Source organism: Chthoniobacterales bacterium, assembly GCA_039930045.1.
Taxonomy (GTDB): domain Bacteria; phylum Verrucomicrobiota; class Verrucomicrobiia; order Chthoniobacterales; family DASVRZ01; genus DASVRZ01.
Window position 1 is genome coordinate 83,491 of the sequence record JBDSQB010000007.1, and the last position, 14,242, is coordinate 97,732.

The following is a 14,242-nucleotide window of genomic DNA, read 5'->3' on the forward strand; positions in this document are numbered from 1 at the left end:
GGCCAACATCATGCCCTGCGAGAGAAGTTAACTCACGTTACGTTTGCGTCACAAAGACGTTACGGACGAATGGTTTGGTCCTTCAGCTTGTCGGAGTAATCCTGGACGAGGTTTTCAAATTTAACTCTCGTGAGTCCGACGAAGGGTTCGCGGGCGGTGAGGGCGTCGCCTAGACCGAACTTCTCGTAACGGGTAAGAACCTCGCTGCCGATCTTATACATCTCGGTGTTTTTCAGTTTTTGATCGGCAACCTGCCTGTCTAATACAATGACGCGGGCGGCCAGTTTGGCGCGCGCGGCCTCGGTGCTTTGCGCGGTGGAGGTCATTTTTTCCAAGGCTACTTTCCATTGCGCGATGGCCTCCTTTTGCGCGGTAATTTCCTTTTCCTGCGCGGCGACTTTCGACTGCAACTCCTCGATGGACTTGGTGCTGGCGTCCTTGTCGGCAATAGCTTGTTTGGTGAGCGTGGCGACTTGATCCGTCAGCGTTTGCTTCTCGGTTTCGAAGGCGGCCTTGTCGGATTGCGCAGTGGCAAGGTCGGTCTGTGCCGAGCGCAGTTGCAGCATGGTGCTTTTCAAAGTCTCGCGCAGGCGGGTGACAGCCGGATCAGCCGTTTGCTGGGCTTGCAGTGGAATGAAAGTCGTTAGGAATGTTAGGAGAAGGAAGTAGCGCATGAGAGTTAGAACTTGCTGTTAACATCGAGTTGCAGGACGTCCGTCTTTAGTGGCGGACCGGCGATTTCCTTCGCGCTCATCCAGCGCAGACCGAGGGTGACATCGGGCGAGAGGGCGATGATGCCGCCAAAGGTATAGCCTTCCAAATTCGTGCCACCGCCGCCGAAATCGGAGTCGGTAAATCCATCGACCACAGAGTCGCTTTCAACGTGGCGATAGCCGAGTTCGACCGCCCAGTCGCCGCGATTTTCCAGAGTTGGGCTGCCGAGTCGAAGATTCACGATCCAGGCAACATCGCCGCCTTCAAACTTGCCCGGACCTGACGCGGACGGACCGCGATTGTTCACCGCCTTGGCCTCGATGTCCTGCGCGTCGAAGGCCGTGTTCTTGACGTATTCGCCGCTCAGAATCACGTGAAACGGCTCGAAGTGGCTGTAGTCCAGTTTCCCCGTGAGCGCGACTTGGGTGAACTTCGAGGCGAGTCCGAAATACTGAAACTGGTTCGTCGTCCCGAAGTTGTTAGACGCGTTTGGCACAATGTTCCGAAGCGCAAAATACGTGTTTCCTTTCTGCGCAAAAGCGGGTCGAGTTGCATCGGTATCACCTTGGTCAGAAGAAGTTAACGGAGTGAAGGGACTGGAGAGTTTTCCCTCCACATTGTCGTAGTCCAGATAGGCCACAGCCATCTTCGCGGTGAAGTCTTTCGCGATCTTCCAATCGAGCCCGGCTTGCACGGCGTAGAGCCACTTGTCCTGGCTCTTAAACTTCGCCGATTGGTTCGACGAGTAGGTGAAATCGGTATTGAAAATCGGGAACGCGCCCACCGTTAGGAACGGCGTCACCGCGCCATCGCCTAACTTGTATTTTCCTTTCAAAACAAAGCCATCGAAGGCTAGATCCTTCGCCCACAAAATCGTCGTCGCGAAGAATGGATTGTCGAAGCGCCCGGCCGTCAGCGACAAGCTCAGGTTGGGAACTCCCGTAAAGTCGTAGCGCAGAAATCCGCGGTCCAGCCAGATGGCGTATTTGGAAAAATTGCCACCCTGTCCATTGTTAGCAGCCCCCAGCGTCTGGTTCTGCGAGACGGGCGAATTGTTTTCCCCCGTGCCGATGCGGATGCCAGCGGTGAAGTTGTCGCGCAGACTAATCTCGGCCCCGAAACGCACGCGCAAACGGAAGCGGCTGCGGTTTTCATCCACATTGAGCTGCGGCGAAAAAACCGTCCCGCTCACATCGAAAGGCGCGCCGGTGTTAATCGCGTTGAAGTTAGGAAACGCGCCCGTGTTGTCGTTGCCGGTGGAAAACCGATCCGACTGATAGCGAATGCGATAGTCTCCCAGCAAACGAAAGCGCGTCAGCCAGTCGGGAAACATCCGGGGCGAGGACCAGTTTTCGTCGCGCGCTTGGGCCAGCACATCGGCCTTGATCTGCTCGCGCATCTCGTCCTTCACCGACTCGGGAATGTAGGAAACGCGCATCGTGTCGTCGGGCCCCGGATAGGCTGCGGGCAGCTCCTGCTGCGGCATCGACGGATCGAGCTGGGGCGGAGTTGCATACGAATCGGTGGGCACATTTTGCACGGAGGCAATCTGCTGGACAGCCGCCTGCACGGCTTCAGTTTGCTCACGGGCTATCGCCCCATCGGCCTCGGCCTGTTTGATCAAATCAGCGGAATCTTCCTTGGTCAGGAGCCCTTTTTCGACCATGCGATTGATCAGGTTGATCGTGACATTGGTCGACGGGCTTTTTGCCGCCGATGATGCCGAGACAGCACCCGTCGTTGCATTACCCACGCCTTCAGTTGGGCTATCGGCGCTTGCCGTTGGAACGCCTACGCTACCCGTTGGATCATCGCTTCTCAACTTTGAGACATCGACGGCTGTCGTTAGGGGGGCGCTTCTCAAAGTTGAGAGGCCGCTTCTCGACTTTGAGACATCGCTGGTCTCCGTTGGGGTGTCGGAGCCCCCCGTTGGAACGTCGCGGGTCGCCGTTGGGGAAAGAGAGGTCGCCGTTGGAGCGTCAGAGGCCGACGTTAGGGCAGGAGAGGCAGACTTTGAGGGATCGGCGGCAAAAGTTGACCCCTGGCTGAGGGCCATGGCGCAGGCGGCGATGAGTAAGAGCGGGTGTGTGGACATAAGAAAGTGAGCGGAGTTAGATCGCTTTGCGGGCGGTCAGGCGGAGAACGATCGGCAGCGGCATGCCGGAGGGCGGCGGTGAGTCGAGTTGCAGTCCATTCAGGACGTTGGATTGGATGGCGGCATCGAGCGCTGCGTCGCCGGTGGAAGTCTTCATTTCCGCCCGCGTCACGCGGCCCGTGGAGTCGGGCCAGATGCGAACCTCGACACGCAAACTCGCGGTGCGGGTGGCGCGGTTTTTTTGCAACGCATCGGAAACGCGCCGCTGCACCTGCCCGGCATACCAACCATATTTGCTGCCCGAGCCGCCTTTGCCGCCGCCGCCAAAACCACCGCTGCCGCCGGGGCCGCCGAGTCCGAAATTGTCGCCGGGACCGGGGCCAGTGTTGTTAGTACCCAGCGGCTGATCGGGGGGCGTGTCGGGTTTGGGCGGAGCCTCGTCGGGTTTAACTTCCTCCTGCGGCTCCATCGGGCGCTGGTCCATTTTCTGATCCACCGGCGGCGGCGTGGCTTGTGGCGGAGGAGGCGTTGGCTTCGGCGGCGGTGGAGGGGGGGGCGGAAGCGTGACCATGGTGAAGGTCTCCAGCTTCGCGGGCGCGGCTTTCTTGTGTACGAGAACCTGCGAAAGAATCCATCCGCCGACTGCTAGTACTAGCATCGCGATAATGATCAGCGCCCGATACTTTTCCCAGAAAGTTTCGTCGTCGTCATTGGAATGGAACTCGCCTCTGGACATCGCTATTTCTTCGGTCCCTGGGTGGCGAGACCGACTTGGGAAATGCTCAGGCGACCAAGCACGTCGAGGACGTTCATCACGCCCTGGTATTGCGTGGCGCTGTCGCCGCGAACCACGACCGGCATGTCGGGGTTGCTGGCCTTCAATGCGGTGAGCTGCGTTTCCAGATCGGCCAGCGAAACCGGGGTGGCGTTGAGCTTGATCTTGCCCTCGGAATCAATCGTGATGGCCTGCATTTTTTTCTCCTTCATCGGAGGCGCCTTGCTGGCCTTGGGCAGGTTCACTTTCACGCCCTGCACGCCCGCGGTCGTCATGATGATGAAGATGAGAAGGAGGACCAGATAGAGGTCCACCATCGGAGTGACGTTGATGTCGTCGTAGGATTTGTTGTCGCCGGCCTGCATCTATTTCTCAGGGTAAAACTCCGCGATCTTGGCGAGAAACTCGTCGATGAAGATCTGCATCTCGGTGACGACATCCTTGATCTTGGAACTAACAAAGCTATAGGCAAACAACGCGGGAATGGCGACGACCAGGCCGGCCACCGTTGCTAACAAAGCGCCTGCAATACCCGGCGCGATGGAGTTCACCTCGACCTGGCCGGTCTTGGCAATGACCGCGAAGGTAATCATGACGCCGATGACGGTTCCTAACAATCCGAGGTAGGGCCCACCCGCGATGCCGATGGTTAGGAAGATGAGGCTCTTATTCAGATCCTGCACTTCACGGGTCAGCCCGCCGTCGAGCGCGGCCTTGATCGATTGCATGGAGCGCGCGGTGAGTCCCTTGAAGTCGGCCTTGCTGGCGCGCTGATGAATTTCCTCGGAGCCTACATGGTAAATGTGGTAGAGCGGCGACTGGCGCATGAGGCGCTGCGACTTCGGATTGGCCTTGCCGCCGATGCTCTGGATGTTTTCCTTGTTGCCGTGGTCGAGCGCGGTGAGGTCGCCGGCGATGTGCCCCCATTGTTTCAGGAAGACGTTGTTCGCCTTCTTGATTTTGCCGAGGTAGAGAAATTTGACGATGGTCACGCACCAGCCGATGGCGGCAAGAATCGCGCAGAGAATAATGACAATCCAGCCGTCGGGCGTGAGCGATTTCGAGATGTCGGTGATGAGCGAGAGCTGTTTGGTGAGTTCGTTTTCACTGTGCTCGTTGGCTTCGTCGGGTGCGGTGACTAACAGTTTCGCCGCTTTGTCGCTGCCGCTCTGGGAAATGGCGGCAAGCTTCAGAAAGCCGACGGGCCGCGCGACTTTGGAGATTTCGAGTTCGTCGAGTTCGCCAATGAATCCAGGAGACGCGCTGGTTTTTTCCTCACCTAATAAAGACTCCGTGGTCAAGGCCGGAAGCGCCGCGCCGAGCATGGCGTAACTTTCGCCGTCGAGAGAGAGCGTGATCTGTGAACCGCCCGCCACAATCGCGAGATGGCGCCAGATGTTAACAGCCAGCGGCTGGCCTGTGGCGACGCTGCGCTGGGTGCCGGCGGCATTGCTCACCTCGACATAGGGAACGCCGTTGTCCACGCCAATCAAGAGAGCGTTCACGCCGTCTTTGCGGCTGTAAATGACAGCGCTGGGGGCCAGTGTGGACGGCTTGATCCAAGCGGACCAAGTGAGGTTTCCGCCCTCAGTCGTATTCAACTGCGGTGCCGCCGGGATGCTAATATCCTTCGCTCCGTCGAGCCGCAATCCGCTGCCAATGATCGAACCTTCCACGGGGATTCCCGAGGTGTTGGCCGTGATGGCCGATGCCGAGGAATCGGCCGGGGCAGAGCCTTTTTCCGCGAAGTGCCAAACGAGAACGGTGTCCGCGTCGTAGGTCGCCTTGGCGTCACCAGATTTCTCTGCGGCAGCGTTTCCGTAGTAGAGCCAGATGTTAGTCGCAATGTTAGGTTTGAGCTCGGGGATCTTCACCCAGACAAAGGCCTCGTTCAGGAGCGAGTCGTATTTCTCAATGTGAAAGGCTAGCGGAGTCTTGTCGTCACCGGCCACGAATCGAATGTCACTCCCGTCTTCTTTCGCCGCCAGAAACTGGAAGTTGCCGTCGTGCAGGCGAACTAACACGGGCGCAGTTCCAATCGGTTCGCTGATAGCATTGGAACTCGTATCAACGGTGATTTTTTTGCGAAGGGTCCACTCCGGTTTCCACCAGGCATGGGATGAACTGGAAAGGGCGATGATCGCGAGAATGGTTAGCAGGAAGGTTTTCATAAAAAAGGTTAGAAGTCGGCCCACAAACGGAAGTTGAGCCGGACATCGTGCGCCTGCGTCTGGCCCTGGCTAATCAACGGCATGGCCAGGTCGATGGAGCCGTTGTAATGGTCGGCCAGTTGCATGTGCGTGCCGACGCCGATGGAGGCCAGTTCGAAGCGCGATTCCTGCGCGGGCAGCGGCTCGTGAATGGTAAGGAGCCCGCTGTCCACGAAGGCGTAAACGCGCCATTCGTTGCCGCGATCCCGCAGCCACGGGAGGACTTTGAAGAGATTCAGCGTGCGCAGTTCCAGCGTGCCAAAAAGGGCGTTGTCACCCGGCACTTCGGACTCCAGATAGCCGCGTGCGGTGCCCACTCCGCCGCCGCTGAATTGCTCCGCGCTGAGTAGTGGCTGGTCGGAAAGTTGGCCCTGGATTTTGCCGTAGATTTGGTTGCCGCCGAGGAATTCGTGGGTGTGCGAAAGGTCGCCCCGGATATAAATGAAACTCCCGTCGGATTTGAAGCGGCTGTTGGAAAATTGCTCCTCGCTGCTGCCAGTGCCTCGAACATGCATGGTGACGCCTGCATTGAACTCGGTCTGCGAATTTTTCCCCACCCGGCTCGCGGTGTAGGCGGCGCTGATCGGATAATAACTCACCGGCGACTGGATCTGGCCGGTGCCGAGGTTCACGTTTTGGTCGAAGTGTTTGTAGTCGAGCCCGAGGCTGACGGAATGGTAGAAGTCCTTTCCCGGTGGCAACGTGATCATGGCCCGCGCGCCGATGATTTCGCCACGTCCGGCCACTGCCGCGCCACCTAATGTGGAGACATTGCTGTCCTGCTTGGTGCCCTGCAAAATGAAGCTGAGCCAGGGCGTTTTTTCGAGTCGAGTTAGATAGTAACCTGAGATGACTTTGGCTTCATCCGGCTCCTGCGGAACGATTTGAAAACTCAATCCGGCAGAGTGCCCGAGCTGCCAGAGATTGTTGTAACTGATCGAGCCATTCGCGCGCAGCTCGCTGGTGTTGGCGCTGTAACGGTTGTTGAGTTCCAAGCTGCCGTGGAGCGGAAACGTGTCCTTCACTTCCAGGTCAATGTCCACCGTTCCAGGCTCGATCCCGGCGCGCAAAGCGGGAGTTACGCGTCGGTCAGGAAGCTGGTTGAGTGCCACGATGTCGCGGGTAACGTCGTTGAAGTTCACCACCTTTCCCTCGGCCAGTGACGGAGCCATGCGCTTAATCTGGGCGAGGGAGAAATAGCGCGAGCCATTCACACGCAGACGCCCGACTTTTCCTTCGACAACTTTCAGGAAAACCACTCCGCCGCGTCCGGTTTGCTGCGGCACCTGCACCTCGACGGTCTGGTAGCCCTTGTCCTTGTAAGCCTTCTCCAGCGCCGCCCGCGCCTGCTCGACATCCTCCTCCGAACGCCCCGGACCCATGAACGGATAGACCGCTTTTTCCACCTCAATGCGCGGCAAGACTTGCGCCCCAGAAACACGATATTCCCGGATATACATCGGCCCAGCCCCCGGCTCCGGCGAAGTCTGCGCGGCGGACAGAACGCTTCCACTGAAGGCGAAGATCGCCATCAGGAGATGAAACATTAGTCGTTTGCGTTGTCCGTTTTTTTGCATGAAGCCCCGATAAATTTTCGAGGGTCGCCACGTTACGAACCAACCGTCAGAGCGGCAAAAGGATTACCGTTACAATTGCGTGACAGCCATTGCGGATGTCCCAACCCCATCTATATCGGGACACCAGCGACCTGATATGAATGAGAAAATAATAGTCGTCGATGACGAAACGGACCTGGCCGAACTCATAGTTTTTCACCTGACAAAAGCGAACTACCAGGTGTCCACTGTCGCCGATGGGGTGGAGGCATTGGCCACGATTCGCGCCGAGATGCCCGCGTTGGTGGTGCTGGATCTGATGCTGCCGGGCATCTCCGGGTTAGAGATTTGCCGGACCCTAAAAGGCGATTCCAACACCGCGCGCATAGCGATCATTATGCTAACAGCCAAAGCCGGGGAAACGGATCGGATCGTGGGATTCGAGCTGGGTGCGGATGATTATGTGGTTAAACCCTTCAGCCCGCGCGAACTCGTGCTGCGAGTCGATGCCGTGGTGCGCAGAAACCGGGCTGAGACAAAACCGAACCGCTTGGTCGCAGGCAAGGTCACTGTGGACCTGATGAAGCACTCGGTCGAAGTAGCAGGCAAAGTAATTGATTGCACGGCGACGGAGTTCAAGCTGATCTCGACCTTAGTCGAACGACAGGGTATAGTGCAAAGCCGCGACCGCTTACTTGCCGATGTGTGGGGTTACGAAGCGAAGATGGACAGTCGGACCGTGGATACCCACATGCGACGCTTGCGCGAAAAGCTAGGAAAATACGGCAGCTATTTGCAGACTGTTAGAGGCTTTGGTTATCGGGTGAATCTGGAGATTGATCAGTGATTCAATATACTTTCAATTTGGAGTGGTTAAGATAGAGGGCTTTAGTCAGAGCAAATGTGGTAAAGCGGCACGTTCTTCGAACGATAAACCAATTCCAGGGCCTGTCGGAAAATCATTTCTCACCGCGAAATGGAAATCGCTTTATGGCCTAAATAGAAAACTACCTCAGCTTTTTTCGAAAAGCACTCCATACGAGTCAGCATGTGGAGTGCTTGTGGAAAAAGTTAACGCCTGCACTACTAGGCCGATAATGGCACCGAGTGCTGCACCAAAAAGCACATAGATAATGTTCTCAATCACGAGTGCCGTTTTAAACGTAATCTGGTGCGTGGGATCGCTAGAAATCATAACCTGAATGAGCATTGCTGGAAATGCCACAAGTGCTGTGAGCACACCTGCATAAACATGGAGATACACGTTGGTCTCGCCACTCATTTCGTCCAACGCATATAGAACATCTGCCAAAACTGGAATCGACAGAAACAAGAATGCCGCAAAAACTGTAATGCGAAAAGTCCATGAGTGGGTTTGCAACCTCATGTCGTATTGTTCATCGCTTTCAGTAGCACGGCAACATCATTGGCCTTGTATCTGAACAAAGCGATGAAAGGAAAGCGACAGCAGAGTGGTGAAGGGACAAGGTTGGCAATGACTCTGGGGAAGCCGCAAGCGCCTGAAGGCTTTGCACGGGCGCAAGTTCGTGCGTTGACCTTGATCGTTAGATTGGCTCCCCGCCTTTTTGATCCATCCCGCAGAGTATCGAAGGCCGCACCTTTCGGTGTGAGCCTGCATCACAAGGTCGGGCGAGGTCATTTGCACAAGGTCGGGCGAGGTCATTTGCACAAGGTCGGGCGAGGTCATTTGCACAAGGTCGGGGAACCGGAGTCAGACCTAAATCCAAACCCATGAAAAAACAAGACAAGTCTCCATTGTTATTAGCTTCCATCGACGTCAGTGCCAGCGAGCTAGTCGTCGCCATCGCCAACGCCGATCCCCAGCCGCCGTCGATTAAAACCCATCCCAACACCGCTACCGGGCACCGGCAGCTCCTGCTTCAGCTCACTCGCCAGGGCGACCGCAACCGGGTCGCACTCGAAAGCACCGGCGTCTATGGTCTGGGCGTCGCCCTGCACCTGCAAAGCCATCCCCAGATCGAAGTCATGATCGTCAACCCACGCGCGATCAAAGACTTCATCCGCGCCACCATGACCCGGGCCAAGACTGACCGCGTCGACGTCCTCGGCATCCTCGACTACCTGCGCCGCATGCCCTTTGTGCCCTGGACACCACCTGCTGCCGACGTGCTCAGCCTCCAGCAGATCACCCGCCGACTCACCTAGCTCAAGGGCGAAAAGACCCGTGAGCAAAACCGCCTGCACGCCATCGCGCTAGTGCCCACGCAGAAGATCATCGCACGCGATCTGAAACTCAACATCGCCCATCTGGAACGCCGCATCGCCACCATGGAAAAAGCCGCCCTCCAGCTCGCCCAATCCAGTCCTCTTCTAGCCCGGCCACTGGAGTTGATTACCACCATCCCTGGCATCGCACACAAGAGCGGACTGCGCTTGTTAGGAGAACTGTTAGTCCTTCCCTCTGGACTGAAAGCGCCGCAATGGGTGGCGCACGCCGGACTCGATCCAAGACCTTTTGAAAGCGGCACCTCAGTCAACAAACCGCGCCGCCTCTCGAAGACCGGCAACACCCACCTCCGTGCCTCCCTCTTCCTTCCCGCGTTAGTTGCCATCCGGCGCAGTGCGCCAATCAAAGCCTGCTGCAAAGCACTGCTGGCTCACGGCAAGAAACCAAAAGTGGCCGTCATCGCCATCATGCGCAAACTGCTGCATTCCATGTGGGGCATCCTCCACCATCAACAACCCTTCAATCCCTTCCTCTTTTACCAACCAAACCCAACACTTACCCCTTGCTAATCAAGTGAGTATCTAACGAGAAAAAGATCAGCGACGCGTAGGGAACGGCGCGAGATGTGCGACAGCACAGCTCGTGACGAGCCCGGAGTGTTCGCTGCATCGCTTGGTTAGGCGTGTGGTGATGCGACATGGTCAGGAACGGAGGGCAGCTAGCAGACTGAGGAGAATAGTAGCAGCAGCGCAAAAAAGGAGAAAGAAAAAGCCGCCTCGAACGAGTCCGGTGAGAAAGGATGTCCGAGAAAAATCGCGGCCACATGACATGCAACGATAGCGAAACGGCAAAGAAGCTTGATGCAATATCGAAAGAGTCACGCCAAGAAGTGCCAAGAGCCAAAACGGATAAAAGGAATAACGACGGCCCCGGAAAAGTATCTCTCTCGATCCACAATCAGAGCAACGCATAGTCAAATGATACGGAGAGGAAAAACGCCTAACGAGTAAAAGCTCAGCGACCGCGGAGTGCGGCGCGGCACCTGCATGGCGGGCGGCAAGGCGGCGGCGGAAGCAGGTGCCGTGACGCACGGAGCGGTTCGCTGCAGCGCATGGTTAGGCGACGGTGAGAATGACATGCTAGGTGCTTGAAGGGAGATTACGGCGATGGCATCGGCCAGCAACAAGACCTCCCAAAACCCCCGCGGTAATCTTGCCGGCGTTTGAGACGACGAAAATCCACTCAAATGGTGGTTGCATAGCAATAATAAGGGCGACATCGATCAAAGAATAAATTAATCCAAAGAGGGATCCTTGAACGAGATGATCGTTGGCTAATCGGCGAGTAATCCAAAACGCTCCAATGAAGCTGAGAACGGTTCCGGCAATCGGTCCCACCCACCAGCCGAGTTTCTCGGCGTAAACCTGTGCTTGACTGGCTTCCTTAGGCCCAAAGATAGCGACCAAGCACACGAGGACTAAAATTGCGGTAACTTCCGCAGTGATTGCCGCGACAATAAGCTTTATCCAGGGAATTTTCATCAGCGTGAGATTGCCGTGTGCGAGTCGCCTAACGAGACAAAGATCAGCGACACGTAGGGAACGGCGCGAGGGCTGCGTAAGCAGAACTCGTGACGAGCCCGGAGTGTTCGCTGCATCGCTTGGTTAGGCGACATTCGATTTTGGGGAGTGATCAATGAATAGTGAGGGCATGCCGGCTAAAGCGCAAATGAATCGAGTCTTCCGCACTGAGGGCAACGGAACGTCCGGACAGGAATCTGCCGATCCGGGAGCTTGAGCCCCATCCACCAGGCGCGTTGGGGAGGCCCCGGAACCCAAGTGGGCTGCCGCCGTGATCCTCCCTGATGGAGGTCTGGAATGTAGCCGTCCTCCATCTCCGTCTCGCACCGTAAGCATTTAGGAACATTCATATAGATCGATTGTCTTAGTTCATCCGCAGAATATGCGCTCGCAGTCGCCTAACGAGTAAAAGCTCAGCGACACGGAGGGAAGTGGCACCCAAGGCTGCTTCGCAGCCGACGTGACACGCCCGGAGTGTTCGCTGCAGCGCTTGGTTAGGCATAGCGGTCATTTGTGTCGCAGTTCGTAAGTGCCAATCGCATCAGCAACACCTTTGGAGGCAGAATCGGCGATACGCCCAAACAGATCGATTGTGAGCGAGGGGTCGGTATAAGCGGTGTCTGTCACCGGCTTCTCGCGATAGGTCACGGTCCATGCGAATACGTCAAATGATACTTCGCGAACATGTCGCGTCGATAACATCGTGATGTTCGGCATGATCTGGTGCTCAAATGCAAGCATACGTCGATACGAGTAACCAGTCAGTCCTCCGAACACTACAAAAATAGCGAGGCAACTCAGTCCGATAATTCTGCCCTTTGATTTCATAGTGCGCGAGCTGGGCCTAACGAGACAAAGATCAGCGACACGTAGGAACGGCGCGAGGGCTGCGCAAGCAGAACTCGTGACGAGCTCGGAGTGTTCGCTGCATCGCTTGGTTAGGCGACGGTGGATTTTGGTGCATGAAAGGGGAGTCGTAGATGCAGTAATGACAATGCGAACGAGACCACAAATGACGCAACTGCGATAGGCAAAAAGGTAGTAACAGTCAGAAGCGAATTCCGGGAACCGAGAACGAGAAAGAGCGTGAGAAGCCCACAAGACCGGATTGCGATGGAACTCGGATGTGAACGACCAAAGCCTGAAAGCAGTCCTGCCACTAAGCCAGTGGTGAAATACGGGAGCGAAACAAAAAGATCAGCAAAGCGAGCGTATGCCGGATTATCTGCGGGTGGATCCCCGAACCAAGACATCCAACCATGGTAATACCATCGTTGGTGGAGATAATACGCAAGAGACAGACCCACGATGAAAGCCGCCATCGAACTAACAACGTCTGGAAAATAGTGGCGAGTTTTCACGCAGCGTGGCTAGTCGCCTAACGACCTCAAGATCAGCGACGCGCAGGGCTTGGCTCGGCCCGATGCCTTAGCATCGGACGTGACAAGCCCGGAGCGTTCGCTGCATCGCATGGTTAGGCATCGGTCGAATTTGGAGGATGCTTTATGACTCATGTGCGACTCGGCGAAAAGGAATATATGGAGCATGAGCTTACGCCGGAAGTTCTGGCCATAGTAACAAAGGTTGTGGCTACAAATGAAGCGGTCATGCTGCTCCTGGCTCCGTGGGCGCGAGCTGCCAACCCGCCGTCATCTCACATACAGAGCAGTTCCAAAACATCCGTCTCCGAGGAGGAAAATCGAACATGACTATCTTACACTTGGGGCAGTATGGTGCAGACTCGAAACCGGAATCAGAGCGCCGCCACAGTAATCCGTTCTGTCGAAAAAACTCATCTGGCACGGAAACCTTGAGAAGCTTTTGGCGCAATAGCTCGTTATGGCCCTTGACCGTCTCAAGCTCCTTGGTGAGTTCTGTCACGCGATTCGCCAGCGCAATGTGCTGCTCTTTCGCGAGTTCTATCCGCTCGCGTAAAATTGCCGCCGAGCCATGCTCGTTGATTAGCTTTTCGATGCTGTCAAATGGTTCCATGATTCAGGGTGCGCGTAGAATGCCTAACGACCCCAAGCTCAGCGACGGCGGAGCGTGGCGCGGCGCGTGCCCAACCGTGGAACGAACGGAGGACGCCAAAATGTAGATGGCGCTACGCTCGCAGAAAGCACGCGCCGTGACACGCGGAGCCGTTCGCTGCAGCGCATGGTTAGGCGTTGCGGGTATTTGGTTGAAAACTACCATGATGGAGGCAAAGACTTCTGTGCGTGATGGAGAAAACGCTGAGTATTGGTGTGCTTGGTCAGCAATGCGTGAGGTATCTCTGTGGCAGGCCCGAAGGTGGACATCAAGGCCGCAGATATATCAGGACGCATCTCATGCGGGGCGCGTAGCAGTGGATTGATTGTATATGTGGGCAGCGTCTTGGTTTCCTTGAGCGGCACATCGTATTCGAGGAAGTATGGAAAGGTTGCGCGGGACAAAAGCCCTGGGCGCTGCTCGTATGTCTTGGCGGCAGAAGGACACAGAAATACAAATGCGCCGTCTGCGCTCTCGAAAAAACTACCGGCCTCATCCACTGCTGGACCAAGCATGGCAAAGTCGTTCATCGCGAACAGACCCGTCGCCACGCAGCCGCGATAGAGTAAGGGACACTCCCCGTTCGCAGCGGCGGCGACGAGACTGCTGAGCATCAAGACAACATATCGAAGCAACACGTAGCGCCGAATACTCTCATAGTCCTCTTGCCAGTCAGGCTCGATGCGGCCCTGCGGAAGATGGCAGGAAATAACTAACGTGTCCGAAAACATTCGCGTATCCAAGGAAAGATTCTCCCACAAATCTCCTCCAGACATTTGGTTTTGTTGCTCCTTCAGTTCGGTGGCGAACTTCCGAACGGTTTCAAGCGTCGAAAGGATTTCGTCAGCACTGTGGCCGCGATTCCAGATGCCTTTGAATCCAAGGACATCAATGAATGCAATCACGCCCCAGTTCATTGTTCGATTAGTTGTGTGCGCGAGCAACGCCTAACGTAACAAGCTCAGCGACACGTAGGAAAGTGGCGGGAGATGTGCGACAGCACAGCTCGTGACACGCCCGGAGTGTTCGCTGCAGCGCTTGGTTAGGCGATTGCGGTGGCATCATTTGGACG

General features: G+C 56.3%; 15 protein-coding genes. 4 read left to right on the top strand and 11 right to left on the bottom strand.

What is annotated here, in order from left to right:
- Positions 1–59: 59 nt before the first annotated feature.
- Both ABIT76_06630 and ABIT76_06635 read right to left on the bottom strand, forming a co-directional pair.
- Positions 60–674, bottom strand: coding sequence for a phage major capsid protein (locus ABIT76_06630; protein ID MEO7932815.1), 615 nt, complete (start codon positions 672–674; stop codon positions 60–62).
- A gap of 5 nt (positions 675–679) precedes the next feature.
- Positions 680–2,380 carry a putative porin gene (locus ABIT76_06635; GenBank protein ID MEO7932816.1) on the bottom strand — a complete coding sequence of 567 codons (1,701 nt, stop codon included), beginning with the start codon at positions 2,378–2,380 and terminating at the stop codon, positions 680–682.
- Between ABIT76_06635 and ABIT76_06640 the strand changes: the two genes are divergently transcribed.
- Entirely contained in the window at positions 2,379–2,819 is a 441-nt protein-coding gene (locus ABIT76_06640; GenBank protein ID MEO7932817.1) for a hypothetical protein, read from the top strand. The two genes, ABIT76_06635 and ABIT76_06640, sit on opposite strands and share 2 nt — an antisense overlap.
- A 6-nt stretch (positions 2,820–2,825) precedes the next feature.
- Here ABIT76_06640 and ABIT76_06645 read toward each other — a convergent pair whose 3' ends face one another.
- Genes ABIT76_06645 through ABIT76_06660 form a run of 4 tightly spaced genes read right to left on the bottom strand, consistent with a single transcriptional unit; the run spans position 2,826 to position 7,371 of the window.
- On the bottom strand, positions 2,826–3,545 hold the full coding sequence (locus ABIT76_06645) for a TonB C-terminal domain-containing protein (protein ID MEO7932818.1): 720 nt from the start codon (positions 3,543–3,545) through the stop codon (positions 2,826–2,828).
- Positions 3,546–3,547: 2 nt separating this feature from the next.
- Entirely contained in the window at positions 3,548–3,949 is a 402-nt protein-coding gene (locus ABIT76_06650) for a biopolymer transporter ExbD (GenBank protein MEO7932819.1), read from the bottom strand.
- The gene (locus ABIT76_06655) at positions 3,950–5,755 is read right to left on the bottom strand and encodes a DUF2341 domain-containing protein (GenBank protein ID MEO7932820.1); all 1,806 of its coding nucleotides are present in this window, start codon (positions 5,753–5,755) and stop codon (positions 3,950–3,952) included.
- 8 nt (positions 5,756–5,763) lie between these two features.
- Entirely contained in the window at positions 5,764–7,371 is a 1,608-nt protein-coding gene (locus ABIT76_06660) for a POTRA domain-containing protein (GenBank protein MEO7932821.1), read from the bottom strand.
- A 136-nt stretch (positions 7,372–7,507) separates the two neighbouring features.
- Between ABIT76_06660 and ABIT76_06665 the strand changes: the two genes are divergently transcribed.
- Entirely contained in the window at positions 7,508–8,197 is a 690-nt protein-coding gene (locus ABIT76_06665; protein MEO7932822.1) for a response regulator, read from the top strand.
- 165 nt (positions 8,198–8,362) lie between these two features.
- On the opposite strand, the gene ABIT76_06670 is transcribed toward ABIT76_06665, so the two are convergent.
- Positions 8,363–8,737: a hypothetical protein gene (locus ABIT76_06670; GenBank protein ID MEO7932823.1), complete on the bottom strand. Its 375-nt coding sequence runs from the start codon at positions 8,735–8,737 to the stop codon at positions 8,363–8,365.
- 365 nt (positions 8,738–9,102) lie between these two features.
- Here ABIT76_06670 and ABIT76_06675 point away from each other — a divergent pair, with 365 nt between their 5' ends.
- Both ABIT76_06675 and ABIT76_06680 read left to right on the top strand, forming a co-directional pair.
- A complete protein-coding gene (locus tag ABIT76_06675; GenBank protein ID MEO7932824.1) occupies positions 9,103–9,537 on the top strand; it encodes a transposase in 435 nt (144 codons plus the stop codon).
- A 51-nt stretch (positions 9,538–9,588) separates the two neighbouring features.
- Entirely contained in the window at positions 9,589–10,128 is a 540-nt protein-coding gene (locus tag ABIT76_06680; GenBank protein MEO7932825.1) for a transposase, read from the top strand.
- Positions 10,129–10,698: 570 nt separating this feature from the next.
- Here ABIT76_06680 and ABIT76_06685 read toward each other — a convergent pair.
- The 4 genes from ABIT76_06685 to ABIT76_06700 all read right to left on the bottom strand — a co-directional run bounded on the left by ABIT76_06685 (position 10,699) and on the right by ABIT76_06700 (position 14,087).
- On the bottom strand, positions 10,699–11,100 hold the full coding sequence (locus ABIT76_06685; GenBank protein ID MEO7932826.1) for a hypothetical protein: 402 nt from the start codon (positions 11,098–11,100) through the stop codon (positions 10,699–10,701).
- 546 nt (positions 11,101–11,646) lie between these two features.
- A complete protein-coding gene (locus ABIT76_06690; GenBank protein ID MEO7932827.1) occupies positions 11,647–11,856 on the bottom strand; it encodes a hypothetical protein in 210 nt (69 codons plus the stop codon).
- A gap of 888 nt (positions 11,857–12,744) precedes the next feature.
- Positions 12,745–13,131, bottom strand: coding sequence for a hypothetical protein (locus tag ABIT76_06695; protein MEO7932828.1), 387 nt, complete (start codon positions 13,129–13,131; stop codon positions 12,745–12,747).
- Between the two features lie 197 nt (positions 13,132–13,328).
- Positions 13,329–14,087 carry a hypothetical protein gene (locus ABIT76_06700; GenBank protein ID MEO7932829.1) on the bottom strand — a complete coding sequence of 253 codons (759 nt, stop codon included), beginning with the start codon at positions 14,085–14,087 and terminating at the stop codon, positions 13,329–13,331.
- Between the last annotated feature and the right edge of the window lie 155 nt (positions 14,088–14,242).